A 26,008-nucleotide genomic window follows, 5' to 3' on the forward strand; every position below is an offset into this window, starting at 1 on the left:
CGGATGCCACGGATGACCGAACAGGCGCTGGATGCCGCGAAGATCGGCGACCAGAAGCTGCGCGCGGCCTACGAGGCGTGCCGCAAGGTGAACGCCGAGCACGGCAAGACGTACTACTTGGCGTCGATGCTGCTGCCCCCGGCCAAGCGGCCGTACGTCTGGGCGCTGTACGCCTTCGCCCGCTCCGCCGACGAGTTCGTGGACTCGCTGACCGCGCCCGACCCGGCCGCGCTGCAGGCCTGGGGCAACGAGTTCCTGGAGGCGCTGTCCGGGGGCCCGGTGCCGCAGGACCCGGCCGCGGTGGCCACCCTGCACACCGTGCGGCGCTGGTCGATCCCGCGCACCCACATCGAGGCGTTCCTGGAGTCCATGCAGATGGACGCCACGATCACCGGCTACCAGACGTACGCCGACCTGGAGCAGTACATGTACGGGTCGGCGGCGGTGATCGGCCTGCAGATGCTGCCGATCCTGGAGCCGCAGACCCCGGAGGCCACCGCCCGGGCCCGGGCCCTGGGTGAGGCCTTCCAGATGTCGAACTTCATCCGCGACGTGGGTGAGGACCTGCAGCGCGGCCGGGTCTACCTGCCGCAGGAGGACCTGGACAGCTTCGGGGTGACCCGTGAGGCGCTGAACGCCCGGGTGGTCACGCCGATGATCCGCGAGCTGCTGAAGTTCGAGATCGAGCGCACCCGGCGGCTTTACGCCTTCGCCGAGCCGGGGATCGCGATGCTGCACCCGACCTCGCAGGACTGCATGCGCACCGCGTTCACCCTGTACGGCGAGATCCTGGACGCGGTCGAGCAGATCGACTACCAGGTGCTCACCCGGCGGGCCTCGGTGTCGCTGCCGCGCCGGCTCTCGGTGGCGCTGCCGGCCGCCCGCCGGGCCAAGAAGGCCCGGAAGGCGGACCAGCAGGTGGCGCTGCCGGTGGAGGACCCCGAGCGGGTCTAGAAGGCGAGAGCCTGCGCCCGGCGCCGCACCTCGGTCTTGCGGTGGCCGGAGCGCAGCGCGTCGACCGGAGTGCCGGGGTAGTCGTCCTCGGTGAAGAGCCAGCGCAGCGCCTCTTCGTCGGAGTAGCCGGAGTCGGCCAGCACGACCAGTGTGCCCTGCAGGTCGGGCAGCGGGGCCCCGTCCTTGATCAGTTCCTCGGGCACGCACATGATCTTGCGCTCCCCGCGGCGCATCCCGATCAGGACCCGCTCCTGCAGCATGCGGCGGACCTTGCCGAAGTCCGTGCCGATCAGTTCGGCCACGTCGGGCAGCGGAAGCCAGACCCGTTCGCCTTCGGGGCCGTGGCTGAGTACGTCGTTGTTTTCCTGGGGTGTGTCTGACACCGGGCCAGAGTGCCACGTCCGGTGCCCTCGAGGCAGGCGAAGACATGCCCATGTCACCGGTCGTCGCCAATCACCTACCCTCTGTTGCACAATGTGCCCTGGTGGACCGGCTTCACCGCCCGTTCCAGCGCAGAGGACGCAGCAGACGTAGCACCGGGCAGGACAACACCCGAGAGGACGCCCCGGCTCATGACCGACCCCAACGCAGCTTTTCTCGGCGTCCCCGCCGCTGCGCCCCGACCCTCGCCCCAGGTTCCTGAGCGCGCCCCCGGGGTGATCCCGTCGTCGGTCTCAAGAGCTTTCACACCAGAGGACGTCTCGCGCGTCGCCCCTGCGACGCCACCGGTTGTCCTCCCGGCCGCCGCCCGGCATCGCGCCCAGCGCCCGGGCCCGGGGATTCAGTTGCTGCTGCGTCGCACCCGGCTGACGTCGATCGTCGGTCAGCCTCCGGCGCAACCCACGCCTCCCCTGGTGCTGCTTGGCCGCCCCGGCACCACACCGGACTCCATTCCGCATCTGGCCGCTGCGCCGCTTGCGCCCACTGCGGCTCTGCGCACCGCTGGCCTGCGCGTCCTCTTCGATGCGCTGGTGGCCGCCGATCCGGACGAGAGCAGCCTGGCCCGCAGGCGCGCAGCCGCGACCGGGCTGCACCCGGTGGACACCAGCGGTGCACCCGTACTGTCCTACCGGGTCAAGACCGGGGATGACCTGGAGAGCGTGGCACGGGTGGCCGGCTGTTCAGGGCGCGCGGTACTGGCCGCAAACGGCATGCGCCCCGGGGCCACCCTGAAGGCCGGGCAACTGATCCGCCTGCCGGCGCTCGCGCCCGACTCCCCCTCCGCCCGGCGAAGACGGCTCGAGTCGCCGGACACCACCCGCGAACAGGCCGCCCGTCGGCGCAGAACCCGCCGCGGCGAGGTGATTCCGGCCGGCGACCTGCCGCGCCGCTCCTATCCGGCCGCCGTCACCCGGGCCGCGGTGACCAACCGGGATGCGCTCAAACGCGCCGATGTGCCCGATCGGGCCACCGTACGAGGGCTGGTCCGGGCAACCGCCGTGCACTTCGGCCTGGATCCGGCCCTCGCGGTGGCGGTGGCCTCGATGGAGTCCGGATTCGACCAGCGTCTGGTCTCCCCGGCCAACGCGATCGGCGTGATGCAGCTGCTGCCCTCGGCCGGGGCCTGGGCCGGGGAGCTGCTCGGGCGCCCGCTGGACCTGCTCGACACCAAGGACAACATCACCGCGGGCGTGGTGCTGTTGCTGGCGCTGGGGCACCGCACCGACGAGCAGACCGCCCTGGCCGGCTACTACCAGGGCCTGGCCTCGGTGCGCCGGCACGGCACCTTTCCCGACACCCGGCGCTACGTGGCCACCGTCCGCACGCTCAAACTGCGTTTCCGCTGATGACAGATTCTGCCGCCGGCAGTCTGCGATACACCTGTGACCTGAGGTTCGCCCGGTATGTGGACTGAGCCCTCTCGGTCGGCCTTAGACTGCCGATCGTGGACATGACTCTCCAGGATCCACTGGTCGGCCGGCTGGTCGACGGGCGGTACCTGGTCCGGTCCCGGATCGCTCGCGGTGGAATGGCAACGGTCTACCTCGCGGTTGACCGGCGACTCGACCGGGAAGTCGCTCTCAAGGTCATGCACGACAACCTGGCCGACGACCCCGAGTTCGTCTCCCGGTTCGTGCGTGAGGCGCGGTCGGCGGCGAAGCTCTCGCACCCCAACGTGGTCGGCGTGTTCGACCAGGGCACCGACGAGACGTCCGGGGTGCTGTACCTGGCCATGGAGTACCTGCCGGGGCGCACGCTGCGCGACGTGCTGTCGCAGCGCGGTGCGCTCACCCCGCGCGAGAGCGTCTCGGTGCTGGAGCCGGTGCTCAGCGGGCTGGGCGCCGCTCACCGGGCCGGTTTCGTGCACCGCGACGTCAAGCCCGAGAACGTCATCCTCACCGACGACGGCCGGATCAAGGTCGCCGACTTCGGCCTGGCCGCCGCGGTCACCGCGCCGATCGCCAGCGCCGCCACCGACGAACTGCTCGGCACCGTCGCCTACCTGCCCCCGGAGCTGGTGGCCAACGGGCACGCCGACGCCCGGGCCGACGTGTACGCGGCCGGCATCATCCTGTTCGAGCTGCTCACCGGCCGTCAGCCCTACACCGGCGAGGACCCGGTGCAGGTCGCCTACCGGCATGTTTACGAACGGGTCCCCACCCCCAGCTCGATCGCGCCCAACCTCACCGACGCGTTCGACGCGCTGGTCCGGCGGCTGACCGACCCGAACCCGGACAACCGGCCGCCCACCTGCGACGCCGCCCTGACCGAGGTGCGGATGGCCCGGGCCTCGGTGCCCGCGCACCTGCTCGACGAGCGTGCCGCCGACGCCGACGACCTGCGCAGCGCCCAGACCCTGGCGATGGGTGACAGCACGCAGGAGATGGGCGCGGTCGCCCCCGCCGCGGCGATCAACGCCACCGCGGTCTACTCCCGGGCCGACATGCCCGACCTGAGCCCGGCCGGGCCCACCCGGATCGTCACCCCGAACAGCGCCGGTCTGGCCCTGTCGCACCCGAACCACAGCGACGACCAGGCCACCGCTCTCTACCAGCCGGTCACGGACGAGCAGGCCACCGCCTTCTTCCCGCCGGCGACGGATCAGCAGGCCACGGCGCTGTACCAGCCCGGCCCGGCCCCGGCTCCGGCCACCGGTCCGCAGCCCACCCGCGCCATGTCGCGGCGGGAAGGCCGGCTGGCCAGCAAGGAGTCGATGGTCCCGCGTCTGCGGGTGCACGACGAGGAGGAGCCGCCGCCGGGCTTCTTCAGCAACGGCCGCCGGACCGCGATCACCGCGCTGATCGCCGTGCTGCTGGTGCTGGCGGTGGTCTTCACCGGCATCTGGTGGTTCACCGGCGGTCCGGGCTCGTACATCCGCACCCCCTCGGTCACCGGTATGCCCGTGGCCGACGCCCAGCGTGTGGTCGCCCTGCAGGGCCTCGAGGGCAAGGTGGAGGAGCAGTTCAGCGCCGACGTCGCCAACGGCACGGTGATGGGCTCCAACCCGGCCGGCGGGGACGACGTCAAGAAGGACGGGACGGTCACCCTGATCGTCAGCAAGGGCCCCGAGATGGTGGCGGTGCCGGCGCTGAAGGGCAAGACGCTCGAGGAGGCCACCGCCGAGCTCGAGGCGGCCGGGCTGGAGGTGGGCGAGACGTCGGAGAAGTTCAGCGCCGATGTGGAAGAGGGCAAGATCATCTCCACCGCCCCCAAGGCCGAGAACGAGGTCTCCCCCGGCCGCGAGGTCAAGCTGGTGATCAGCAAGGGCATCGAGCCGGTGCAGCTGGACAACGTGGTGGGCCAGCACATCGACCAGGCCCGGCCGCTGATCGAGAGCCGCGGGCTGACCGTGGAGGTCGAGGAGCAGGAATACCAGCAGGGTGGACCGGCTCCGGGCACGGTCACCGCGCAGGATCCGGCGGCGACCGGCCAGCAGGTGGCCAAGGGCAGCACGGTGAAGCTGTACGTGGTCAAGCAGCCGCCGCAGGTCGAGGTGCCGAACGTCCAGGGCCAGCACAAGGATCAGGCCCGGGCCACGCTCGAGGGTCTGGGTCTGCGGGTGAAGGAGGAGCGCTACAACCCCTTCGCCGACCACGTGCAGGAGCAGTCCCCGAACTCCGGCCTGGTCGACCTCGGCACCGAGATCGTGATCAAGATTTGGTAGAGGACGTGAGCCTGCGCGCCGTCGGCGCGCAGGACCTTGATCTCCTCGGCCGCTGGCGCAACGACCCGGAGCACGAGTCGGTCTACGGCGACTTCCTGCCGATGATCCGGCGGCAGAACTCCTACCGCGAGCGCTGGGAGGTCAACGGACTGCTCAGTGAGGACGACGGACTGCTGATGGTCTGCCTAGAGGCCGAGCCGGTGGGCACGATCGGCTGGCATCCGGTGCACTACGGCCCGAACCGCGGCAGTCAGGCCCTGAATCTGGGGATCGCCCTGGCCCCGGCGGCCCGTGGAAAGGGGGTCGGATCGGCCGCGCCCCGCCTGGCCTGCGCCTGGCTCTTCGGGCACACCACGGTCAACCGGATCGAGGCGAGCACCGACGTGACGAACCGGCCGGCCCAGCGGGCGCTGGAGAAGGCCGGCTTCACCCGTGAGGGCATCCTGCGCGGCGCCCAGTTCCGCAGCGGCGAGTGGCACGACCTGGTCCAGTACAGCCGCCTGCGCCACGACTGACCACGCTCCGCGCTCCCCACCTGGCCCACGCTCCCCGCCTGGCCCGCCTGGCCCGCCCAAGTCTGCCTTGCCGCACCTCGCGGCCCATGTCGCACCTCGCGGCTGGATGTCGCACCTCGCGGCCCGAAGTCGCAACTCGCGGCCCGAAGTCGCAAAAATCAGCCCTTCGAAAGCTTTCAACTGCGACCAAGCGCCGCCAGGTGCGACATCCAGCCGCGCACTGCAACATTCAGCTGCACCGCAACATCCAACTGGCTTCCCAGCGGGCATGCTCGAACATGGGCAGTGCCAACAGCCGCGCGCACCGAGCATCGACAGCCGCCGCAGGATGCCCGCCAGACCCGGGCCAAACGCAGAACTGCGCCGCACCCCACGAGGGGCACGGCGCAGTGAGCAGAGCGTCAGGCGGTGAGGGCCTGCTTGGCGATGACCGGCAATTCGTCGACCGCTCGCCCCGCCAAGGCCTCGTCGATGTCCAGATGGGTCACCAGCCGGACCACGCGTGAGCCGACCGCCCCAACTCGGATCCCGGCCGCCGTGCACCCGGCGATGAAGGCTTTCGCCGCCGCGGCGGAGGGCCAGGTGGTGGCCACGATGTTGGTCTGCACCAGCTCGGGCTCGACGATTGAGGAGTCCACCCCGGCGAGGGCCACCGCGATCGACTGGGCGTGCTGGTGGTCGGTGGCCAGGCGCTCGATGTTGTGCTTGAGCGCGTAGCGTCCGGCCGCGGCCAGCACCCCGGCCTGGCGCATGCCGCCGCCCAGCCGCTTACGCCAGATCCGGGCCTCGGCGATCCGTTCGGCGCTGCTGACCAGCACCGAGCCGACCGGCGCGCCCAGCCCCTTGGACAGGCAGACCGAGATCGTGTCCGCGAACGAGCCGTACTCCTGGAACGAGACCCCGGTGACGACGTGCGCGTTCCACAACCGGGCGCCGTCCAGGTGCACCGACAGCCCCAGGGCCTGAGCCCCGGCGCGCAACCGGCGCAGCTCGTCCGGCGCCTGCACCGTGCCGCCGCCGAAGTTGTGCGTGTCCTCGATCGCGATCGCCGCGGTGGAGACGAAGTACGGCCCGGCGTCGGGTACCGCCATCGCCAGCGCCGCGTCGGCCTCGACGGCACCGCGCTCGGACGACCAGGTCCGGGTGGTGACCTGACCGACCATCGCATGCGAACCCAGCTCGGCGCGCACGATGTGGGCCAGGGAGTCGCAGATGATCTCCTGGCCGGCCGGCACCAGCGAGCGCACCCCGAGCACGTTCGACATCGAGCCGGTCGGGCAGAACAGCGCCGCCTCGTGCCCGAACAGCGCCGCGACCTCGGCCTCGAGGGCGTTGATCTCCGGGTCCTCGCCGTAGACGTCGTCGCCGACCTCGGCGGTGACCATCGCCTCCAGCATGCCCGGGGTGGGCCTGGTCAGCGTGTCGCTGCGCAGGTCCACCACCGGGGAACCGGCCGGGCTCATCGGCCGGTCAGCATCTCGGTGACGAGGTAGGCCATCTCCAGCGACTGCTGGTGGTTCAGCCGCGGGTCGCACAGCGTCTCGTAGCGGGTGGCCAGGTCGGCGTCGTCGATGTGCTCGGCGCCGCCCAGGCACTCGGTGACGTCGTCACCGGTCAGCTCGACGTGCAGGCCACCGGGGATGGTCCCGACCGCGTTGTGCACCTCGAAGAAGCCGCGCACCTCGTCCATCACGTCGTCGAACCGGCGGGTCTTGTAGCCGGACGCGGACTCGAAGGTGTTGCCGTGCATCGGGTCGCAGATCCACAGGGCCGGCAGGCCCTCCCGCTTCGTGGTCTCGGCCAGGGCGGGCAGGTTCTCCCGGATCTTGCCCGCGCCCATCCGGCTGACCAGGGTCAGCCGGCCCGGCTCGCGCTCCGGGTCGAGCTTGTCGACCAGTGCCATCAGGTCGTCCGGGGTGGTCTTGGGACCGATCTTGACGCCGATCGGGTTGCGCACCCGGGACATCAGGTCGACGTGCGCGCCGTCGAGCTGACGGGTGCGCTCACCGATCCAGATGAAGTGGCCGGAGACGTTGTACGGCGAGCCGGTGCGCGAGTCGATCCGGGTCAGGGCGCGCTCGTAGTCCAGCAGCAGACCCTCGTGGCTGGACCAGAAGTCGACGGTGCGCAGCGCGTCGGAGTCGCCGCCGGCCGCGATCATGAACTTCATCGCCCGGTCGATGTCCCGGGCGATCGCCTCGTAGCGGGCGTTGGCCGGGCTGGCCACGAAGCCCCGGTTCCACTCGTGCACCTGGCGCAGGTCGGCGAAGCCGCCCTTGGTGAACGCCCGGATCAGGTTCAGGGTGGAACTGGAGGTGTGGTACGCCTTCAGCAGCCGCTGCGGGTCGGGCACGCGCGAGGCCTCGTCGAACGGGAAGCCGTTGATCGCGTCGCCCCGGTAGGCGGGCAGCGTGACGCCCTGCCGGGTCTCGGTGGTGCTGCTGCGCGGCTTGGAGTACTGCCCGGCCATCCGGCCCAGCTTGATCACCGGCATGCTCGCGCCGTAGGTCAGGACGACGGCCATCTGCAGCATCGTCTTGATCTTGTTGCGGATCCGGTCGGCCGTGGCCTCGGCGAAGGTCTCGGCGCAGTCACCGCCCTGGAGCAGAAACGCCTCACCCCGCGCGGCGGCGGCCAGCTGACCGCGCAGCAGGTCGCACTCCCCCGCAAAGACCAGCGGCGGTACCGAGGCGAGCTCGGTCACCACGGCCTCCAGCTGGGCCTTGTCCGGCCACTCCGGCTGCTGCGCGGCGGGCTTGTCCCGCCACAGGTCGAGACCGGCCTCGAGAGCAGCGGCAGCCGTGTCCGGAGTGCTCGTCGGGTACAGATCGGCACTGGTGATGGGATGCAGTGGGGCGCTCACGACGACAAGAGTACGGGCACTGCGCAAGCCCTTTCCGCCGGATCGCGCGGACCGGCAGACAAAGCGCGGGCCCGGTACGCAACCACGTACCGGGCCCGAAGGAGGCGACTCAGGCCGCGTCCCCGTCCTCTGCTTTCTTCTTGCCCTTGTCCGGGTCCGCCTCGGCCGGGCTGACCGCGTCGGACTCACCGGCCGGCGACGGGGTGGCGGCGTGCCCACCGGGCGTCACCGACAGCTCGGCGTGCCCGGACGGCAGCCCGGTCTCCGCACCGCTGCGCCGGGCCGAGGCCAGGCGCTCCTTCATGGTGGCCGCGTAGATGTCCACGTACTCCTGGTTGGACAGCACCATGAGCTGGTACATGATCTCGTCGGTGACCGAGCGCAGCACGAACCGGTCGGTGCTCATCCCCTCGTAGCGGGAGAAGTCCAGCGGCTCGCCGATCACCACGCCGACCTGGCCCTTGGGCAGCAGGCGGGGGATCAGCCGGCCGGGCGGCTGCACCTCGAAGGTGGAGATCATCGCGACCGGGATGACCGGGATCCCGGACTCCAGCGCCATCCGGGCCACCCCGGTGCGGCCGCGGTAGAGCCGGCCGTCCGGCGAGCGGGTGCCCTCCGGGTAGATGCCCAGCAGCTCACCCTTGTCCAGCACCTTCATGCCGGTCCGCAGTGCCGCCTCGGACGCCCGGCCGCCGGAGCGCTCGATCGGGATCTGCCCGACGCCACGGAAGAACGAGGCGGTCAGCCAGCCCTTGATCCCGCGGCCGTTGAAGTACTCGGCCTTCGCCAGGAAGGTGATCTTCCGGTCCACGTGCAGCGGTAGGAAGAAGTGGTCCGAGAACGACAGGTGATTGCTGGCCAGGATGGCCGGGCCCTTCGTCGGGATGTTCTCCAGGCCTTTCACCCACGGCTTGTACAGCACTCGGATGAGTGGTCCGAGCAGAATGCGCCGCAGCAGCCAGTAGAGCATCGACACCTCCTTGACCGCGCGCGCACAGGTGCGCAACAGAAATGATTGTGAGGCCGCCACCAACACCGCGCGGCCGACGCGCACACTATCCATTGTCGGCGGCCCGACCGCCAAGATGCACCATCCGGGCGTCCGGTTCATCCGCAAACGACCGCGAACCGCCGAGGAGTCGGTGGGCGTGCCGGACTTGACGTGAACGGTCGCGTGCGTCCTGGACCGGATTCGGAAGTTCCGCTCGATAACTGCCCGGCGGCGTGTAACGATGGCGCTGGAGTCCCACCGCTGGCCGCCGAGGACCAGGAGCCGCCGTGACCGTCCGCCCGGGAGCCGAGCCCTTCGCCCGGGACGGCGACGACGTCGGGGTCCTGCTCCTGCACGGCTTCACCGGCAACCCGAGCAGCCTGCGGAGCTGGGCCGAAGGCCTGGCCACAGCGGGTTTCACGGTGCGCCTGCCCCGGCTGCCCGGACACGGCACCGCGGTGCGCGACCTGGCCCGCACCGGCTGGCTGGACTGGCTGGCCGAGGCCGAGGGCGCCTACCGGGAACTGCGCGCCCGGTGCCGGGTAGTGGTCGTCGCCGGGCTCTCGATGGGCGGCGCCCTGGCCCTTGCCCTGGCCCAGAAACACCCGTCCGGGGTGGACGGAGTGATTCTCGTCAACCCGGCGGTCCGGGTGGAGGCCCGGGGCCTGTTCGCGCTGCCGGTGCTGCGCTGGGTCGTGCCCTGGCTACCGCCGGTCGGCAACGACGTGAAACGGCCCGGCGTGAGCGAGGATGCCTATCACCGGATCCCGTCCCACGCCTTACACTCGATGCTGCGTGGCTACCGCACGGTGGTCGCGGACCTGCCCGCGGTGAGCCAGCCCGTGCTGCTCTTCCGCTCAACCGAGGACCACGTCGTGCCGGCCAGCAGCAGTGCTCTCATCCTCGACCGGGTGACCTCTTCCCGCGCCGACGAGGTGATCCTGCGAGACAGTTATCACGTGGCGACGATCGACAACGACGCCGGCGCGATCCTGCGGCGCAGTCTGGGCTTCCTCACCGACCTGGCCGGTGCGCCCCCGGCGGTCGGCACGGCCGGGAGAACACGATGACGACGGCAGGCGACCCGCCGGACCGGGACCCCGACACCGACGCCGAGCACAAGGGCAAGCCAGACGAGCCGGACCGGCTGGACATCGACGCCACCTTCGCGGCGATCGTGGCCAACTGGGGTGACGAGCCGGCCGCGGCCTGGCCCACCCCGGAAGAGGCGGCCGAGGCCCGCCGGCACTACGAGGACGAGGATCCGGACGCCGCCCCTTCTCCGGGCCGGATGCGCGGCTCGGAGTGGGGCAACGACTGGGAGTTCGCCGGTGACGAGCCGGTACCCAGCGGCGCGGGGGCGCGGGGCCCGCTGGACGAGTACGACCCGGACGACCTGCCCGAGGAACTGCGCAGCGCCGGCCCGCGGGACTACTCCCCCACCGCTGAGCCCGAGCCGCAGGGGTACGAGCCGCCCGAGCCGCCGCCACTGCCCCGCGGTGACCTGATCGGCCGGCTGGCCTGGGCCGCGGTGATCGGCGGCCCGCTGTTCATGCTGATGTCGGTGCTGATCTGGCGCCCGCCGCAGCTGTTCATCCTGATCGCGCTGGCCGCCTTCGCCGGCGGCTTCGTCACCCTGGTCGCCCGGATGCCCAAGCACCGCGACGACGAGGACGACGACGGCGCCGTGATCTAACCAACCACCCGCAGTTCGGCGACCACCGGCAGGTGGTCACTGGCCAGCCGGGCGTCGGCCGGGCTCGGTGCCCAGGTGCCGTATTCCAGCACCTCGATCCCCCGCCCGACGAGGATCGCGTCGATCCGCCGGCGCGGGTTGATCGTCGAGAAGGTCACCGGCGCATCGGGAGCGGGGTCGGCCACCAGCGGCTCGAGTGCTTGCCAGGACGCCCCGCCGGGGGCCTCGTTCAGATCGCCGGCCAGCACCGCGGGCAGCCCGAAGTCGCCCAGCTGGCGGCTCAGCGTGCGCACGTGGGCCAGCCGCTGCGCCTGGTCCAGCGGCAGGTGCACCGAGGCGATCCGCAGCGCCGGGCCGCCACTCACCGGCTGCACCGTGGCCAGAACGGCGCCGCGCCGGTTGTCCCGCCAGTGGCCCAGCGGGAAGGTGAACGCGGCCACGTCCTTGGTCTGCATCCGCCCGGAAACGAACATCGCGTTGCTGCCGGCCGAGCGGCCCCCGGCCAGATGGTGCAGCCCGCAGGCCCGGGCCAGCCGCTCGAACTGGCGGTGCGAACCCGGGACCCGCGGGCCTTCCTGCAGACAGAACACGTCCGGCGCGGCCGCCCGGACCACCCGGTGCACGGCCAGCGGATCGCCCTGCAGATGCCGGATGTTCCAGCTCAGCACCCTGATCCGGGACTGCATCTCAGATCTCCTGGGCGGCTTGTCTTCGGGCCAGGTCGGCCGCCCCGACCAGACCGGCCTCCGGCCCCAGGGCGGCCTTGACGATCGAGGCGAACGGACGGAACCCGCGCCCGGTCAGCGTGCGCCGGAACGACTCGCGGGCCGGGGCGAGCAGCAGATCGCCCGCGTCCGAGACCCCGCCGCCGATCACGAACAGCCCGGGGTCCAGGGCCGCCGCCAGGTTGGCCAGGCCGATCCCGAGCCAGTGCCCGACCTCGTGGAACAGCTCCACCGCGGCCGGGTCCCCGTCCATCGCGGCCTCGGTGATCAGCGGCCCGACCAGCGCCGAGTGATCGCCTTTGACCCGTTGCACGAGCGGCACGGTGACCGGTGAACCGGCCGCCGCCATCTCCCGGGCCTCGCGCCCCAGGACGTTGCCCGAGGCGTACTGCTCCAGGCAGCCCCGGTTGCCGCACTCGCAGCGCCGGCCGTCCGGCACCACGACCATGTGCCCGAACTCGCCGGCCATGCCGTAGCGGCCGCGCTGGATCACCCCGTCGGTGACGATCCCGCCGCCGATCCCGGTCCCGAGCGTGACCATCACCAGCCGTGACTCGGCCCGCCCGGCCCCGAACCGCCACTCCGCCCAGGCCGCCGCGTTGGCGTCGTTCTCGACGATCACCGGCAGCCCGACGGCCGCCGCCACGCCGTCCCGCAGCGGCTCGTTACGCCAGGCCAGGTGCGGGGCGAAGAGCACCCGGGCGCGGTCGGCGTCGACGAAACCGGCCGCGCCGATCCCGACCCCGACGATCTCGCGGCCCTGGCGCAGCTCGTCCACCACCTCGGCGATGGTGGCCTCGACCACCCGGGCCGAGGCGTGCCGCGACGGGGTGGCCCGGCGGGCCCGGGCGATCACCGCGCCGCTGGGGTCCACCACCCCGGCCGCGACCTTGGTGCCACCGATGTCCACACCGATGGCCAGGCCGGAAGGGCCGGAAGCGGTCATCGCGTCCGGGCCAGGTCCGCGGCGCCGATGATGCCCGCGTCGTTGCCCATCTGGGCCAGGCGCAGTTCCAGGTGCGGGCGGTTGGCCCCACCGGAGAGATGGCTGGCGAAGGCCTCGCGCGCGGGCTGCAGCAGCAGGTCACCGGCGTCGGCCACACCCCCGCCGATCACCACGACGGCCGGGTCGAGCAGGTTGGCCAGCGACGCCACGCCCTCACCGAGCCAGCGGCCGAGTTCGGCGAACAGGCCTACCGCGGCGGGGTCTCCGGCCAGCGCGACCTCAGTGATCATGCTGCCGACCAGTCGGTCGACCTTGCCCCCGGCGGCCTGCAGCAGCGGCTCGGCGGCCTCCGGGTCGCTGATCGCCAGGTCGCGGGCAGAGCGGACCAGAGCACGGCCGGAGGCGTACTGCTCCCAGCAGCCGAGCTGGCCGCAGCCGCAGGGACGGCCCTTGGGCACAACCCTCAGGTGGCCGATCTCCGCGGCGATGCCGAAGGCCCCCCGCAACAGCTGCCCGTCCAAGACGATGCCGCCGCCTACCCCGGTGCCGACGGTGACCGTGACGGCGTCGGAGACGTCCTGTCCGGCGCCGAACCGGTATTCGGCCCAGGCAGCGGCGTTGGCGTCGTTCTCGACGATCACCGGCAGCTGGACGCGCTTACCTACGGCATCGGCCAGGGGGTGCTCGCGCCAGGCGATGTTCGGGGCGAAGCGCACGGTGGTGCGGTGCTCGTTGACGAACCCCGCAGCTGCCACGCCTACCGCCGAGATCTGGCCGGTGTGGGCGCTGAGCAGCTTCTCGACGGCCTCGGCGATGCTCCCGTCGATCTGGTCGACGGTCTCGGGAGTCGGCACGCGCAGGCGCTCGAGAATCCGCCCTTCGGCGTCAACCACACCAGCGGCGATCTTGGTGCCGCCAACGTCTACCCCGATGGTGAGTTCCACTGCGCGGATCCCCTTACCCCTCTGTGTCCCTGGTTGGGACGTTCGTCAGTGCTACGTCCGTCGAGCGCCTTCCGGGCCGGCCGGGAGCGCTTCAGTCCGAGACGTTGATCGGAACCGTAGTGGGCGGCGGCGGGCGACGGGTCGGCGCGGTACCCCGGCTATGGTCCTCAATCCCAGAGACATCCGACTCGTCCTGGTTCTCGGGCGCCATTTCCCGGAGCGTCCGAGCCAGCCCGGAGGCCATTTCGGCGACCCGGTCGAGCAAGACCGGCCCATGGTCACAGACGGCCGCTACGCCCACGCAGACCGGACAGGAGGAACCGTCTTCCTCGGCGGTGAGCGCTTCTTGCAGCGCGGTCAAAGCAAGACGAGCGTCTTCGGCCCATTCCTTCGGCAACCCGGCAGCGAGCGCCGCGGGGTCGAGATGACGGTGGTGTTCCATCAGAGCCACCGGGAGGGGAACTCGGCGGGGTCAGGCATGAATTCCACAGCCAGGACGCCGTCGCGCAGTCGGGCGCCGGAAACCTCGCAGCGGCGTAGGACGCTGGGGAGCGAGATCACCCGGCGGTAGCCATCCACGGTCACCACCAGATCATCTCCTCGCCGGCCCAGATCCAGTCCGGAGCGCTGGGCGAACGGCATCCGTAGGCGCAGTGTGAAGCTGCCAGCGGTGTGCTCGACCTCGAAAGCCGGAACTTCGGCGGGAGGTTCGACGACATCCGTGCCGTAGATCTCCGCTCCCAGATCGCTCAGTCGTTCTACCCCGCGCGGTTCGCCCGCCACGTCAACGGCCTGCAGGACGGGCGTCGGCGCGAATGACTCGGCAATCTCGGCCAGCGCTGCCCCCTGCGAGCGTTCTCGCTCACGCAACCAATCAATGGCAGACGTTGTGGCTGGCTCGCGCACAAACGTCTCCCATTGAGCCCCGACAGTTGGCATGACCCGATTGACCACCACCGCGTCCACCGCAAACCCACCCATGGTCAGCGCCGTGTAGAGCCGCCGCGTCCCCGCCAGCACCGCCGCCTCCGGCGTCAGCACCAGCCGTACCGAAGCCAGAGGATCAGCCAACATTGTGCCCACCGTGGCCAATTCCGAGCTCAGCCGGTCAACCGCCGCCACCAGGGGATCTGCCGCGCGCCCCTCGTCCAGCAAACGCCCGATCCGACGCTCCATCGGCAACAGGCGCTCCAGCAACCGACCCAGCACATCCGGAGCCGACAGGAGCCGAAAAGCCTGGGCCGACGGCGAACAGTCCACCACCACGAGATCCCAGGGCCCGTCCCGCACCTGGTCGCGAACACAGAGCAACGCGAACACATCGTCCAGCCCTGGCAGCCCGGTCAGATCCTCCGCCGCCAGCGGATCCACGCCCAGCTCTTCCAGCGCGTCCTGAGCCAGCTCACGCACCGGAGCCCAGGCCCGGGCCACGGTCAGTGCCGGATCCGCCTGCAGCGCCCAGAGCCCGGCGCCCACCTCGACCGGCTCCGGCCCCAACGAGACACCCAGCACATCGCCCAGCGAGTGCGCCGGATCCACCGAAACGACAAGGACTTTGCGCCCCTGCCCGGCTGCATGCAGCGCCGTCGCGGCCGCCGTGGTGGTCTTGCCCACCCCGCCCTTGCCGGTGAGCAGCACGAGCCGGGGCATGCTCAGCGCTGCTCCGCGCGCTTCTTCAGCTCGGTGAGGGCGGTGTCGATGATCGTCTTCTCGGCCTTGCGCCGCAGCATCCCCAGCATCGGGATCCGCAGGTCGATGGCCAGGGTGTAGGTGACCTTGGTGCCGGTCCCGCTGGAGGCCAGCCGGTAACTGCCGTCCATCGTCCGCATCACCCCGGACTCGCCCAGCTGCCAGGAGAGCTGGCCGGTGCTGTCGTCGGCGAAGTCCCAGGTGTAGTCCAGGGAGTAGGTGTCGCGGACCGCTCCGGCGTCAAGGGTGAACTGCACCCGGGCGGCCCGGCCGTCGGCCTGCTCCTCCAGCACCGTGGCCTCTTTCACCGCCCCGGCCCACTGCGGATAGCGCTCGAAGTCGGCGATCACGTCGAGCACGGTGCCCGGTGCGGAGTCGATGACGACGCTCGACTCGGTCTGGTCGGCCATGGGGGCCTCTCTCTGGCTCTGCTCGGGCGGGTCTCGCGTAAGGGGGTACCTGCCGAACGTTACCGGCTACCCCCTACGGCACCAGACGCCGCGTCCGTCCGCTCCACCCCAGCGCGGCGGCCGGATTCACAGCAGCATCCCCAGCGCGGTGAGCCCGCCCATCAACAGAACGAGAAGAAGCAGCGTCGCCCCGAAGGCCACGGCGTAACGTCCCCCCGGTAACTGCCCAAGCGCCAAGTGCGCCTTGATCACCGCGAACACTGAGCGATCGGTGACGGCGGCCTCGTCGGCGGCCAGTCCGGCCAGCATCTCCTGGGCCCGCGCCTCGACCGCGGCCGCATCACGCGGGTCCGCCGCCCGGGCATGCCGGCCCTGAGGTGTTTCGCTCGGCGCCTGGACCACGGGTTCAGGTTCAGGCTCCGGTTCGGAGGTGGGGGTAAGGCAGAGCGAGCACCACTCGTCGCCGCTGCTCAGGCGCGCACCGCACTGACGGCAGCGCAGTGAGCCGCCGGCCTTCTGCGGAGGAGGTGGGGTCACGACCCTGGTTGTCGGCCCGGATCCGTAAGGCCTTGAGCCGTCCGGGTGAGGGTCTGCGCCGTACGGGTGAGGCGGAAAATGCCTCAGGCAATCGTTGCCAACCGCAACTTTCGAGGATTTTCCCTGCTTTTCACCGTTTTTGCGCCACCCGGTCATCACGACTGTGACCGATCGCTCGGTTTTATCCGCTCTCCAGCATAGGCTCGCACTCGTGCGCGAGATCATCGTCCCCAGGTCTTTTCCCCTCGACGCCGAGGAGAGCCTCTGCGACATCGTGGTGGCCAATGCCGAGAACCGGCCCCACCACGTCTCGTTCCGGAGGCCGGTCCCGGCCGGCTGGCAGGACGTCACCGCGGCCGAGTTCCTCGGTGAGGTGGTGGCCACCGCCAAGGGCCTGGTCTCGCTGGGCGTGCAGCCCGGTGACCGGGTCGCCCTGATGGCCCGCACCCGTTACGAGTGGACGTTGCTGGACGTGGCCGTCTGGTTCGCCGGCGGGATCTCGGTGCCGGTGTACGAGACCTCCTCGGCCGAGCAGGCCCGCTGGATCCTGGCCGACTCCCAGGCCGTGGCGATCGTCGTGGAGACCGCCGCCCACCGCGAGACGATCGGCCAGATCCGGGGCGAGCTGAGCGCTCTGCGCGAGGTCCTGACCATCGACGACGGCGCGGTGGCGACGCTGGCCGAGCTGGGCGCCGAGATCGGCGACGAGGAGATCCACGAGCGCCGGGCGATCGCCCAGGGCGACTCGGTGGCCACGCTGATCTACACCTCGGGCACCACCGGCCGGCCCAAGGGCTGCGAGCTCACCCACAGCAACTTCGTGGCCGGCGCCCGCTCCGCCGGGGTGGGCTTCGGCGATCTGGTGAACGACCAGGCCAGCACTCTGCTCTTCCTGCCGCTGGCGCACGTTTTCGCGCGCTACATCCAGGCGCTGTGCATCGTGAACGGCTCGGTCCTGGGGCACACCCCGACCACCACGAACCTGCTGGCCGACCTGGACAGCTTCAAGCCCACCTTCCTGCTGGCCGTGCCCCGGGTGTTCGAGAAGATCTACAACGGCGCCGAGGCCAAGGCGATGGCGGGCGGGCGGGGCAAGATCTTCGCCCGCGCCGCGCAGGTGGCCGTCCAGTACAGCCATGCGCTGGACGCCGGCGGTCCGGGCGTGGCCCTGAAGCTTCAGCACGCCGTGTTCGACCGGCTGGTCTACGCCAAGCTGCGGACCGCCACGGGTGGGCGGCTGCGCGCGTCGGTCTCCGGCGGCGCCCCGCTGGGTAAAGACCTGAGCCACTTCTTCCGCGGGGTCGGCCTGCCGGTGCTGGAGGGCTGGGGTCTGACCGAGACCACCGCCCCGGTCAGCTGCAACACCCTGGCGGTCAACCGGATCGGTACGGTCGGCCGGCCGTTGCAGGGCATGGGCGTGCGGATCGACGCGGACGGCGAGATCGAGGCCTACGGCGTCGGCGTGATGCGGGGGTACGCCAACAACCCCGAGGCCACCGCCGAGGCGCTGCACGACGGCTGGTTCGCCACCGGGGACCTGGGCTCGCTGGACGACGACGGGTTCCTGTCGATCACCGGGCGCAAGAAGGAGATCCTGGTCACCGCCAACGGCAAGAACGTGATCCCGGCGGTGCTGGAGGACGGCATGCGCGGGCACCCGCTGATCTCGCAGTGCATCGTGGTCGGCGACCAGAAACCGTTCGTGGCCGCGCTGATCACGCTGGACGCCGAGATGCTGCCGACCTGGCTGGCCAACCGCGGCAAGCCGGCGATGGACGTGCGCACCGCGGCCGCCGACCCCGAGGTGCGGGCCGAGCTGCAGACCGCCGTGGACAAGGCCAACACCCTGGTCAGCCGGGCCGAGTCGGTGCGCAAGTTCGACGTGCTGAGCATCGACTTCACCGAGCAGTCAGGGCATCTGACGCCCAAGCAGAGCCTGAAGCGTTCGGTGATCCTGAAGGACTACGCCGCCGAGGTGGAGAAGCTGTACAGCTGAGCAGACCTTCAAGAGCGGAATTGGGGACGTTTCTGCGCACCGGTGCGGTCCGTCCCGGTCGCGCTCGTGGTGGGGGAAACCGGTCGATCCGCTCCGGCGGTCCTGACTGATCCGTAGATGGTGCAGACTGTGCGACACCGGGTGGGTGCGCACAGTGAGCACCGCTTCCGGTGGCCGCAGATGTCTTTGCTGCTGGGAGGATCACGGTGGGTTCGGCCGATCCCGGGCGCGGGGCGGACGGCGGGGCCGTCGCCGTCGAGTTCGCGCTGGTCCTGCCGCTGCTGATGCTGTTCCTGTTCGGCGTGATCCAGTACGGGTACGGCCTGTTCCAGCTCCAGTCGTTCGGCGCCGCGCTCACCGAGGTCAGTCGCGGCGCCTCCACCGGGATCGGCGACTGCACCGACTTCGACCGGCTGCTCGGCACCGCGGTCAGCCAGAACGGGATCAGCCCGGCCGAGGTCACCGACGCCAAGCTGGAGTGGCTGGGCTCCGACGGCCAGGTCACCTCAGCACCGCAGCGGGTGCTCGGTCAGGTCCGGATCACCGCCACCTACCGGCCTTTCGACCTCGGCATCCCCCTGGTCCCCTTCCCGGACACGATCACCCGCAGTTCCACCACGGCCGTGCAGGGCGTGCTCAGCTCCGGCCTGGCCGGCTGCCTGCCGATCGGCGCCTCCGCCTCGAGCCCGGGCTGATGCGCCGCAGCGATGCCGGCGTGGTGACGATCGTGACAACCCTGGCCATCTCCACGTTCCTGCTCGGGATCGCCGCGCTGGCCGTCGATCTCGGGCAGGCCTACCTGCGGCAGAACGATCTGCAGGCGCTGGCCGACCGGCTGGCCCTGGCCGGGGCCCGGGGACTGCCCACGATCACCGGTCCGGAAGGCGCGATCGACCAGCTCACCACCTCACTCGCGGCGGTCTGTGCATCCGGCGAGGAGGAAGGGGAACTGTGCAGCACCGATGCGGCGCAGTGGACCGACGGCAACCCCGGCAACGGCGAGCTCACCTTCTACGCGGATACCGACTCCGACGGCCAGGTGAGCCGCGCCGATGCTGTCTCCAGCCTGTCCACCCCTGGTCAGGCCCTGCGCGTGCGGCTGCCGCCCGCGAGCGTGCAGTTCGGTCTGGCCGGTCTGCTGGGTTTCGGCCAGGCCCGGATCCAGGCCTCGGCCTCGGCCCGGATCGGCACGCCGCTGGGCTCCGGCCTGTTGCCGTTCGCCCTCACCCAAGAAGACGTGGCGGCGGGCCGGTTCTGCGTCCGTGACCCAGGATCGGTGAACCCGCCACCCGATGGTCCCGTCCGGCTCAAGCTCAACACCGCATTTCCGCAGGGTCTCCCGGAAACGGGAGCAGACGCGTCCTTTGGTTTGCGCACTACCAATCGCTGGCGGGTTCTGCGCAACATCAAATTCCATCTGAAGACGGCCGACGGCTCCGTCACTCCCCTGTCTGTCTCCCGCACCAGACACCGGACGTACCGCCTCACCCTGCCACCCGGATCGGCCGGCTCGACGCTGGAAGTCTGGGCGACCGGAAGGTTCCTCCGTGCCTCCTCGTTCACCACCAACGTCCTCTCATTGACCTACGCGAGCACCTACTCCCCGGGAGCACCAGACCTCCCCTGCGAAAATTCGCCCGGGGTAGCACAACTGGCCCGCAAGGACACCGGCGACCCAACCGCCGCACTTGAACGGAACGTGCGCACCGGGCCAGAGGTGAATCTGCTGGCCGACCGGGATCAGACCAAGGACTGCGCCGGACAGATCTTCGCCCGGACCAGCTGGTGCCTGAACCTCGCCCCGCCGAACGACTTTCCCGAGGCCCTGCGCAAGGGCCTGCTCGAATCGTCCGGCCACCGCACCGGCCGGCTGATCGGCAGCACGGGCAACGGGGTGCACCACAGCAACGGATACGCCATCGACGCCACCGACCTGTTCGAAAGTCCGCATCTCCTCGACCCACTTTCCGCGGGCAGCTCCGGACTACCTCTCAAAACACTCCTGCAACAAGGAAAACCGGCCACCCCGGACGAGCAGGGCTGGATCACCTCGGCCGCGGTGCGCAGCCACCGCCTGGCCGTGCTGCCGGTGATCGAGGACGAACCGTTCGGCGACGGGAACGGTTATCGCATCGCCTCTTTCCGGTACGTCTGGATCGACTCGGACAGCCCGGACCGGGGGCTGCTGTGGGAGAACGGCCGATTCACCGGACTCGAGGGCTACGTCGTCGATCCCGGTTACCTGCCGGCCGTGGTGTCCGGCTCGGCCGTGGTCGGGCCGTTCCTGGGCAGCGACATGCCCCGCGAAGCCGTACTGACCCCCGATGTAGCGATCGGATAACAACGAACACTCTGCGCAGTCGACATGCGACAGAATGCCATCCTGGCGGTGTGCGAAAGACACTTCTCACGCCGGCCTCGGTGGAGCTCAGGCTGGCCGGGAAACCACTTTCGACAAGGACGGCACCGCAATGGGACGACGCACGCTGGCGCTGATCGGCTCGGTCCTGCTGGCCGCGGCCGGCACCGCGATCGTCGCGCTCTACGTGCGCGGGGCCGACAGCCGGGCCACCCAGGGCCAGGCGCTGGGCACATTCGTGGTGGCCACCCGAGAGATCGCGGCGGGCGAGACGATCACGGCCGAGGACGTGCACACCCGGCCGATGCGGGCCGACGACCAACCGGGCACCACCGCAACCGGTCTCGACACGGTGATCGGCCGCCGAGCGGTGGCCGGCATCCTGGCCGGGGCGACCGTCGACGAGCGGGTGCTGAGCCGGCCCGGGGCCGACGTCGACCTCCCGGCCGCAGTCCGGGCCGGCGAGCTTGGGGTGAACGTGCAGCTGGCCGACCCGAACCGGGCGGTGAGTCTGCTCGGAGTGGGTTCGCAGGTAAGGGTCTTCACCCTGAAGAAGGAGAAGGTGCAGCAGATCGTCCGGCAGGCCCGGGTGATCTCGATCGGCGCCACGCTGGAGGACTCCGGGGCTCCCGGCCCGGACGGGCAGCACCGGGTCGGCTCCCCCGCGGTACCCCAGGCCGTGGTCGGGCTGTCGGTGCCGCAGGAGCAGGCCGAGGTCCTGATGCGGGTGCAGATGCAGCAGCAGCCGATGTACTTCGCGCTCATCCCCAGCGGCGACGTCACGGCGGGCCGCTGATGGGGGCGGCCGTCTTCTTCGATCCGCACCCGCCGGTCGGGGCCGCGCTCTGTGTGGAGACGGGCGGCGCGGGAACGGTGCTCAGCGAGGTTGCGGACCTGCACGAGCATCTCGGCCAGATGTCGGACGAGGACACCCTGGTGCTCGGGCCGGACCTGGACGAGCGGGCCGCGTTCGACGTGACGCGCCTGGTACGCACGCAGCGGCCGGGGGTAGAGGTGATTCTGGTGCGCCGGGAGATCACCACTCCCCTGCTGCAGGAAGCGCTGCGCACCCGGCTGGCAGCTGTGATCGACCACCAGGATCCCCTGCAGCTACGGGCCGAACTGAAACGCAGCCTGGGCCGGGCCGCCTCAGCCGAGCCCGCGGCGCCCTCCCCCGCTCGGCGTGGCCGGGTGCTGACCGTGTTCGCCGCCAAGGGAGGCTCCGGCAAGACCATGCTGGCGGTCAACCTCGCCGCCGTCCTGGCCGACCACGGCCAGCGGCAGGTCTGCATCGTCGACCTGGACCTGGCGTTCGGCGACGTGGCCATCGCCATGCAACTCTTCCCCGCGCACACCATCGCCGACGCCGTGCCGCTGGGCGGTGAGATCGACGCGTCCGCAGTGACCGCCCTGCTGACCCAGCACTCGGCCGGGCTCAGCGCGATCGTCGCCCCGACCGAGCCCAGCGTTGCCGAATCCGTCAGTCCCCGGCTGATCTCGCACCTGCTGGACGTGCTGCGCGCGGAGTTCGACTACGTCGTGGTGGACACCGCCGCGGCCTTCGACGACCAGGTGCTGGCCGCCCTGGACGTCTCCGACCTGATCACCCTGGTGGTCACCCCGGACGTCCCGGCGCTGAAGACCCTGAAGATCACCGTGGAGACCCTGCTGGAGCTGGGCTGCCCGCAGGAGCGACTGCGGCTGGTGCTGAACCGCAGCGACGCCCGGGTCGGGATCAGCCACGCCGAGGTGGCCAAGACCGCGCTGATGCCGCTGGCCGGGCTGGTGCCCAGCTCGCGGGACGTGCCGAGTTCGGTGAACCGGGGGGTGCCGATCGTTCTGGACGACCCGCGGCACCCGGTCAGCGAGGGCATCACGCAGTTCGCCCGCAGCGAGGTGCTCGGCCTCGGGCCCGATCTGGCCCGGCCGCGCCGGGTGAGGCGGAGGTTCCGGCCGTGAGCCTGGCCGACCGCCTCGCCCAGGCCCGGCTGGAGCGAACCGATTTCGGCGAGCGCCCCCGGGTGTCCGGTTCCTTGCCCGACCCACCGTCGGGCCCGGCCCGGATCCGCCGCCGCCCGGCCCCGGCCGCCGATCCCTTCGCCGACCTGCGCCGGACGGTGCACCAGACGCTGCTGGAAGGACTGGGCCCACAGCTGTACGACTCCCGGCTCAGCCAGACCGAGCTGGAGCAGCGGGTGCACCAGACCCTGCAGGAGGTGCTGCAGACCGGGCAGACCCCGCTGACCGTGGCCGACCGGGCCCGGATCGCCCAGGAGATCGCCGACGACATCCTCGGTTACGGGCCGCTCGAGCCGTATCTGCGCGACGAGGAGATCACCGAGATCATGGTGAACGGGCCCGGGCAGATCTACGTGGAGCGCCAGGGCCGGATCCACCCGGCCGACGGCCGGTTCGCCGACGAGGCGCACCTGCGGCGCACGATCGACAAAATTGTGGGACGCGTGGGCCGGCGGGTCGACGAAGCGAGCCCGATGGTGGACGCCCGGCTCCCGGACGGCAGCCGGGTGAACGCGATCATCCCGCCGCTGGCGGTGGACGGTTCGCTGCTCACCATCCGCAAGTTCGCCACCGAGCCGTTCGCGGTGGCCGACCTGATCGAGCTGGGCACGCTGTCCCCGGCGGTCGCCGAAGTCCTCGCCGGATGTGTCCGTGGGCGGCTGAACATCCTGGTCAGCGGAGGCACCGGGGCCGGGAAGACGACCACCCTGAACGTGTTGTCGGGCTTCATCCCGGCCGACGAGCGGGTGGTCACCGTCGAGGACGCGGCCGAGCTGCAGCTGCATCAGGAACACGTGCTGCGGCTGGAGTCGCGCCCGCCGAACATCGAGGGCCGCGGCGAGATCTCGATCCGCCAGCTGGTGCGCAACGCGCTGCGGATGCGGCCCGACCGGATCATCGTCGGCGAGATCCGGGACGCGGCCGCGCTGGACATGCTGCAGGCGATGAACGTCGGCCACGACGGCTCGATCTGCACGGTGCACGCCAACAGCCCGCGCGACGTGCTGTCCCGGGTGGAGACGATGGTGCTGATGGCCGGCATGGACCTGCCGGTGAAGGCGATCCGCGAGCAGGTCTCCAGCGCTCTGGACCTGATCGTGCAACAGGCCCGGTTCCCGGACGGCTCGCGCCGGATCACCGCGGTCACCGAGGTGCTGGGGATGGAGGGCGACGTGATCACCCTGCAGGACGTGTTCGCCTTCGACTACGCCGGTGGGCAGCTGCGCTGGACCGGGCTGCGGCCGGCCTTTCTGCAGAAACTGGCCCGCGGCGGGGTGCCGATCGATCTGCGGGCCTTCGGTTCCTACCCGCGCCCGGGGCGGTGAGGCGGTGCTGATCGCCGGGCTGGCCCTGATCTTCGTCGCGCTGGCCGGGCTGGGTTTCCTGGCCGTCGGTGCCCTGACCGGCTCCGGCCGCGCACAGTCGTCGGCCCTGCGCCGGATCGCTGACTACTCGACTGCCGCGGCCCGGCCTTCGGTAACGGTGTCGTCGGCGCCGGAGGCCGCCTCCCGGCTGGGCGACAGTCCACTGACCCGTTCGGCGGTCGGGCTGATGAGCCGGGTGGCGCGCACCGGCCGGGTCGAGGGGACACTCGATTCCCGGCTCGAGGCGGCCGGTTTCCCGTTACGGCCCGGTGAGTGGATGTTGCTGCACGTGTCGGCCGCGGTCGGGGCCTCGCTGCTGCTCGCGGTGCTGGCCCAGGGCCAGGTGGCGGCCACGGTGCTCGGTCTGCTGCTCGGGCTGGCCGTGCCCTGGGCGGTGCTGCTGGCGGCCCGGGCCCGGCGGGAGGCGCGGTTCCTGGCCCAGCTGCCGGACACGCTGCAACTGCTGGCCGGCAGCCTGACGGTGGGGCACTCGCTGCCGCAGGCGATGGACACAGTGGTGCGGGAGGCGCATCCGCCGATCCGCGGTGAGTTCAACCGGGCGCTGGTGGAGACCCGGCTGGGTCTGGCCGCCGAGGATGCGCTGGACGGTGTCGCCGAGCGGACGCAGAGCCGGGACTTCGCCTGGGTGGTGATGGCGATCCGGATCCAGCGCGAGGTCGGCGGGAACCTGGCCGAACTGCTCACCTCGGTGGCGGACACGCTGCGGGAGCGGGAGCGGCTGCGCCGCCAGGTGGCGGCCTTGTCGGCCGAGGGGCGGCTGTCGGGGATGATTCTGGGCGCGCTGCCGGTGGTGTTCGCCGGCTACCTGCTGTTGGCCCGGCCGGAGTACATCGACCCGCTGTTCAGTACGCCCCTGGGGATCGGGCTGCTGGGCCTGGGGGTGCTGTCGCTGGGGGCCGGAGGCGTCTGGATGGCGAAGCTGATCCGGGTGGACGTCTGATGCTGCTGCTGTCCGGCCTGAGCCTGCTGTTCCTCGGCCTCTGCGGCGCGTTCGCGGTGCTGCTGCCGGCTTTCCGGCAACACCGTCAGGCCCGGTCGCGGCAGGCGCTGCTGGCCGCTTTCCGGGCCACCCCGGCGCCGATGCGCGAGGTGCAGCTGCAAGAGCCGTTCACCGAGCGTGTGCTCGATCCGCTGATCGAGCGGTTCTCGGCGGCCGGGCGGAGACTCACCGGACGGCAGCGGATCGAGCGGATCCGGGCCCGGCTCGACCTGGCCGGGAATCCGCCGGGCTGGGACGTCGACCGGGTGGTGGGCGCCAAGACGCTCGGACTGGTGACCGGGGCGTTACTCGGGCTGAGCCTGCCTAGCCTGTTCGGCGCAGGCCCGCGTGGGATGGTAATCACATTCAGCGGGCTCTCAGCTTTGGGCTGGTTCGGCCCGGCTGCGTGGATTTATCAGGTCGGATACGACCGTAACGAACTGATCCGCCGTGAACTGCCGGATGCGATCGACCTGCTCACCATCTCGGTCCAGGCCGGTCTGGGCTTCGACGCGGCGCTCGCCCAGGTGGCCCGCAGCAGCGAAGGACCGCTGGCCAAGGAGCTGTTCCGGGTGCTGCAGGAGATGCAGCTGGGGACCGGCCGGGGACCCGCGCTGCGTGCCTTAGCAGATCGCACCGATCTGGAGGAACTGAGGATCTTTGTCGCTGCGCTGCTCCAGGCAGATAAGTTTGGCATTCCCATCGCGAACGTGCTGCGGGTGCAGTCGGCTCAGCTACGGGTGAAGCGGAGTCAGCGGGCGGAGGAGAAGGCACAGCAGGTGCCGGTAAAAATTCTCTTCCCACTGATTTTCTGCATCCTGCCGGCGCTGTTTATCGTGGTCATGGGGCCGGCAGGGATCAGGATCTTCGAACAGTTCTCAGGTATGTGAGGGGC

Annotated in this window: 25 protein-coding genes; 14 read left to right on the forward strand and 11 right to left on the reverse strand. The window is 70.9% G+C overall.

All coding sequences use genetic code 11. The features are described 5' to 3' along the window. Window positions 1-12: 12 nt before the first annotated feature. A complete protein-coding gene (locus LR394_RS11405; protein ID WP_231440773.1) occupies window positions 13-954 on the forward strand; it encodes a phytoene/squalene synthase family protein in 942 nt (313 codons plus the stop codon). Here the strand turns inward: LR394_RS11405 and LR394_RS42875 are convergent. Further along, on the reverse strand, window positions 951-1,265 hold the full coding sequence (locus LR394_RS42875) for an Rv2175c family DNA-binding protein (RefSeq protein ID WP_407937032.1): 315 nt from the start codon (window positions 1,263-1,265) through the stop codon (window positions 951-953). The two genes, LR394_RS11405 and LR394_RS42875, sit on opposite strands and share 4 nt — an antisense overlap. Window positions 1,266-1,526: 261 nt before the next feature. Here LR394_RS42875 and LR394_RS11415 point away from each other — a divergent pair, with 261 nt between their 5' ends. The 3 genes from LR394_RS11415 (at window position 1,527) to LR394_RS11425 (ending at window position 5,574) form a co-directional block, all read left to right on the forward strand. Then, on the forward strand, window positions 1,527-2,741 hold the full coding sequence (locus tag LR394_RS11415; protein ID WP_231440777.1) for a LysM peptidoglycan-binding domain-containing protein: 1,215 nt from the start codon (window positions 1,527-1,529) through the stop codon (window positions 2,739-2,741). 104 nt (window positions 2,742-2,845) lie between these two features. Further along, window positions 2,846-5,059 carry a Stk1 family PASTA domain-containing Ser/Thr kinase gene (locus LR394_RS11420; protein ID WP_231441361.1) on the forward strand — a complete coding sequence of 738 codons (2,214 nt, stop codon included), beginning with the start codon at window positions 2,846-2,848 and terminating at the stop codon, window positions 5,057-5,059. A gap of 5 nt (window positions 5,060-5,064) precedes the next feature. After that, entirely contained in the window at window positions 5,065-5,574 is a 510-nt protein-coding gene (locus LR394_RS11425; RefSeq protein ID WP_231440779.1) for a GNAT family N-acetyltransferase, read from the forward strand. Between the two features lie 401 nt (window positions 5,575-5,975). Here the strand turns inward: LR394_RS11425 and LR394_RS11430 are convergent, their stop codons facing one another. The 3 genes from LR394_RS11430 to LR394_RS11440 form a co-directional block, all read right to left on the reverse strand. Continuing rightward, window positions 5,976-7,037, reverse strand: a complete 1,062-nt coding sequence (locus LR394_RS11430) for a threonine aldolase family protein (RefSeq protein ID WP_231440781.1) — start codon at window positions 7,035-7,037, stop codon at window positions 5,976-5,978. Then, a complete protein-coding gene (locus LR394_RS11435) occupies window positions 7,034-8,401 on the reverse strand; it encodes a class II 3-deoxy-7-phosphoheptulonate synthase (RefSeq protein ID WP_407937033.1) in 1,368 nt (455 codons plus the stop codon). The genes LR394_RS11430 and LR394_RS11435 overlap by 4 nt, the downstream gene beginning before the upstream one ends. 145 nt (window positions 8,402-8,546) lie before the next feature. Continuing rightward, entirely contained in the window at window positions 8,547-9,407 is an 861-nt protein-coding gene (locus LR394_RS11440) for a lysophospholipid acyltransferase family protein (RefSeq protein ID WP_231440785.1), read from the reverse strand. Window positions 9,408-9,715: 308 nt separating this feature from the next. Between LR394_RS11440 and LR394_RS11445 the strand changes: the two genes are divergently transcribed. Both LR394_RS11445 and LR394_RS11450 read left to right on the forward strand, forming a co-directional pair. Then, window positions 9,716-10,498, forward strand: coding sequence for an alpha/beta hydrolase (locus LR394_RS11445; protein WP_231440787.1), 783 nt, complete (start codon window positions 9,716-9,718; stop codon window positions 10,496-10,498). Next, window positions 10,495-11,124 (forward strand): hypothetical protein, encoded by a 630-nt coding sequence (locus LR394_RS11450; RefSeq protein ID WP_231440789.1) that lies wholly within the window; start codon window positions 10,495-10,497, stop codon window positions 11,122-11,124. The genes LR394_RS11445 and LR394_RS11450 overlap by 4 nt, the downstream gene beginning before the upstream one ends. On the opposite strand, the gene LR394_RS11455 is transcribed toward LR394_RS11450, so the two are convergent. The 7 genes from LR394_RS11455 to LR394_RS11485 all read right to left on the reverse strand — a co-directional run bounded on the left by LR394_RS11455 (window position 11,121) and on the right by LR394_RS11485 (window position 16,375). Beyond that, a complete protein-coding gene (locus tag LR394_RS11455) occupies window positions 11,121-11,810 on the reverse strand; it encodes an endonuclease/exonuclease/phosphatase family protein (RefSeq protein ID WP_231440791.1) in 690 nt (229 codons plus the stop codon). The genes LR394_RS11450 and LR394_RS11455 overlap by 4 nt on opposite strands. A 1-nt stretch (window position 11,811) precedes the next feature. Then, entirely contained in the window at window positions 11,812-12,795 is a 984-nt protein-coding gene (locus LR394_RS11460; protein ID WP_231440793.1) for an ROK family glucokinase, read from the reverse strand. Beyond that, complete coding sequence (locus tag LR394_RS11465) at window positions 12,792-13,739, reverse strand: ROK family glucokinase (protein ID WP_231440795.1); 948 nt, start codon at window positions 13,737-13,739, stop codon at window positions 12,792-12,794. The genes LR394_RS11460 and LR394_RS11465 overlap by 4 nt, the downstream gene beginning before the upstream one ends. Window positions 13,740-13,830: 91 nt before the next feature. Further along, window positions 13,831-14,181, reverse strand: a complete 351-nt coding sequence (locus LR394_RS11470) for a hypothetical protein (protein ID WP_231440796.1) — start codon at window positions 14,179-14,181, stop codon at window positions 13,831-13,833. After that, the gene (locus LR394_RS11475) at window positions 14,181-15,389 is read right to left on the reverse strand and encodes an ArsA family ATPase (RefSeq protein ID WP_231440798.1); all 1,209 of its coding nucleotides are present in this window, start codon (window positions 15,387-15,389) and stop codon (window positions 14,181-14,183) included. The genes LR394_RS11470 and LR394_RS11475 overlap by 1 nt, the downstream gene beginning before the upstream one ends. Before the next feature lie 2 nt (window positions 15,390-15,391). Further along, window positions 15,392-15,838 (reverse strand): SRPBCC family protein, encoded by a 447-nt coding sequence (locus LR394_RS11480; protein WP_231440800.1) that lies wholly within the window; start codon window positions 15,836-15,838, stop codon window positions 15,392-15,394. 126 nt (window positions 15,839-15,964) lie between these two features. Continuing rightward, entirely contained in the window at window positions 15,965-16,375 is a 411-nt protein-coding gene (locus tag LR394_RS11485; RefSeq protein ID WP_231440802.1) for a hypothetical protein, read from the reverse strand. A gap of 211 nt (window positions 16,376-16,586) precedes the next feature. Here LR394_RS11485 and LR394_RS11490 point away from each other — a divergent pair, with 211 nt between their 5' ends. The 8 genes from LR394_RS11490 (at window position 16,587) to LR394_RS11525 (ending at window position 26,003) form a co-directional block, all read left to right on the forward strand. Beyond that, window positions 16,587-18,371 (forward strand): AMP-dependent synthetase/ligase, encoded by a 1,785-nt coding sequence (locus LR394_RS11490; protein WP_231440804.1) that lies wholly within the window; start codon window positions 16,587-16,589, stop codon window positions 18,369-18,371. A 206-nt stretch (window positions 18,372-18,577) separates the two neighbouring features. Next, a complete protein-coding gene (locus LR394_RS11495; protein WP_231440806.1) occupies window positions 18,578-19,066 on the forward strand; it encodes a TadE/TadG family type IV pilus assembly protein in 489 nt (162 codons plus the stop codon). Next, a complete protein-coding gene (locus tag LR394_RS11500; protein WP_231440808.1) occupies window positions 19,066-20,712 on the forward strand; it encodes a TadE/TadG family type IV pilus assembly protein in 1,647 nt (548 codons plus the stop codon). The genes LR394_RS11495 and LR394_RS11500 overlap by 1 nt, the downstream gene beginning before the upstream one ends. 130 nt (window positions 20,713-20,842) lie before the next feature. Beyond that, window positions 20,843-21,526, forward strand: coding sequence for a Flp pilus assembly protein CpaB (gene cpaB / locus LR394_RS11505; RefSeq protein WP_231440810.1), 684 nt, complete (start codon window positions 20,843-20,845; stop codon window positions 21,524-21,526). Continuing rightward, window positions 21,526-22,689 (forward strand): AAA family ATPase, encoded by a 1,164-nt coding sequence (locus LR394_RS11510; protein WP_231440812.1) that lies wholly within the window; start codon window positions 21,526-21,528, stop codon window positions 22,687-22,689. The genes cpaB and LR394_RS11510 overlap by 1 nt, the downstream gene beginning before the upstream one ends. Beyond that, window positions 22,686-24,074 (forward strand): CpaF family protein, encoded by a 1,389-nt coding sequence (locus LR394_RS11515; protein ID WP_231440814.1) that lies wholly within the window; start codon window positions 22,686-22,688, stop codon window positions 24,072-24,074. Before LR394_RS11510 ends, LR394_RS11515 begins: the two co-directional genes overlap by 4 nt. Before the next feature lie 4 nt (window positions 24,075-24,078). After that, window positions 24,079-25,074 (forward strand): type II secretion system F family protein, encoded by a 996-nt coding sequence (locus LR394_RS11520; RefSeq protein ID WP_231440816.1) that lies wholly within the window; start codon window positions 24,079-24,081, stop codon window positions 25,072-25,074. Beyond that, window positions 25,074-26,003 (forward strand): type II secretion system F family protein, encoded by a 930-nt coding sequence (locus tag LR394_RS11525; RefSeq protein WP_231440818.1) that lies wholly within the window; start codon window positions 25,074-25,076, stop codon window positions 26,001-26,003. Before LR394_RS11520 ends, LR394_RS11525 begins: the two co-directional genes overlap by 1 nt. Window positions 26,004-26,008: the final 5 nt, after the last annotated feature.

The sequence above is a fragment of the Kineosporia babensis genome (assembly GCF_021129305.1).
Taxonomy (GTDB): domain Bacteria; phylum Actinomycetota; class Actinomycetes; order Actinomycetales; family Kineosporiaceae; genus Kineosporia; species Kineosporia babensis.

Bases quoted from the DNA above. Each gene is read 5' to 3' on its own strand.
- LR394_RS11480 (WP_231440800.1), bottom strand. From the start codon at position 15,838: ATGGCCGACCAGACCGAGTCGAGCGTCGTCATCGACTCCGCACCGGGC.
- LR394_RS11405 (WP_231440773.1), top strand. From the start codon at position 13: ATGACCGAACAGGCGCTGGATGCCGCGAAGATCGGCGACCAGAAGCTG.
- LR394_RS11470 (WP_231440796.1), bottom strand. From the start codon at position 14,181: ATGGAACACCACCGTCATCTCGACCCCGCGGCGCTCGCTGCCGGGTTG.
- LR394_RS11460 (WP_231440793.1), bottom strand. From the start codon at position 12,795: ATGACCGCTTCCGGCCCTTCCGGCCTGGCCATCGGTGTGGACATCGGT.
- LR394_RS11440 (WP_231440785.1), bottom strand. From the start codon at position 9,407: ATGCTCTACTGGCTGCTGCGGCGCATTCTGCTCGGACCACTCATCCGA.
- LR394_RS11525 (WP_231440818.1), top strand. From the start codon at position 25,074: ATGCTGCTGCTGTCCGGCCTGAGCCTGCTGTTCCTCGGCCTCTGCGGC.
- LR394_RS11430 (WP_231440781.1), bottom strand. From the start codon at position 7,037: ATGAGCCCGGCCGGTTCCCCGGTGGTGGACCTGCGCAGCGACACGCTG.
- cpaB (WP_231440810.1), top strand. From the start codon at position 20,843: ATGGGACGACGCACGCTGGCGCTGATCGGCTCGGTCCTGCTGGCCGCG.
- LR394_RS11455 (WP_231440791.1), bottom strand. From the start codon at position 11,810: ATGCAGTCCCGGATCAGGGTGCTGAGCTGGAACATCCGGCATCTGCAG.
- LR394_RS11475 (WP_231440798.1), bottom strand. From the start codon at position 15,389: ATGCCCCGGCTCGTGCTGCTCACCGGCAAGGGCGGGGTGGGCAAGACC.
- LR394_RS11510 (WP_231440812.1), top strand. From the start codon at position 21,526: ATGGGGGCGGCCGTCTTCTTCGATCCGCACCCGCCGGTCGGGGCCGCG.
- LR394_RS11500 (WP_231440808.1), top strand. From the start codon at position 19,066: ATGCGCCGCAGCGATGCCGGCGTGGTGACGATCGTGACAACCCTGGCC.
- LR394_RS11450 (WP_231440789.1), top strand. From the start codon at position 10,495: ATGACGACGGCAGGCGACCCGCCGGACCGGGACCCCGACACCGACGCC.
- LR394_RS11415 (WP_231440777.1), top strand. From the start codon at position 1,527: ATGACCGACCCCAACGCAGCTTTTCTCGGCGTCCCCGCCGCTGCGCCC.
- LR394_RS11420 (WP_231441361.1), top strand. From the start codon at position 2,846: ATGACTCTCCAGGATCCACTGGTCGGCCGGCTGGTCGACGGGCGGTAC.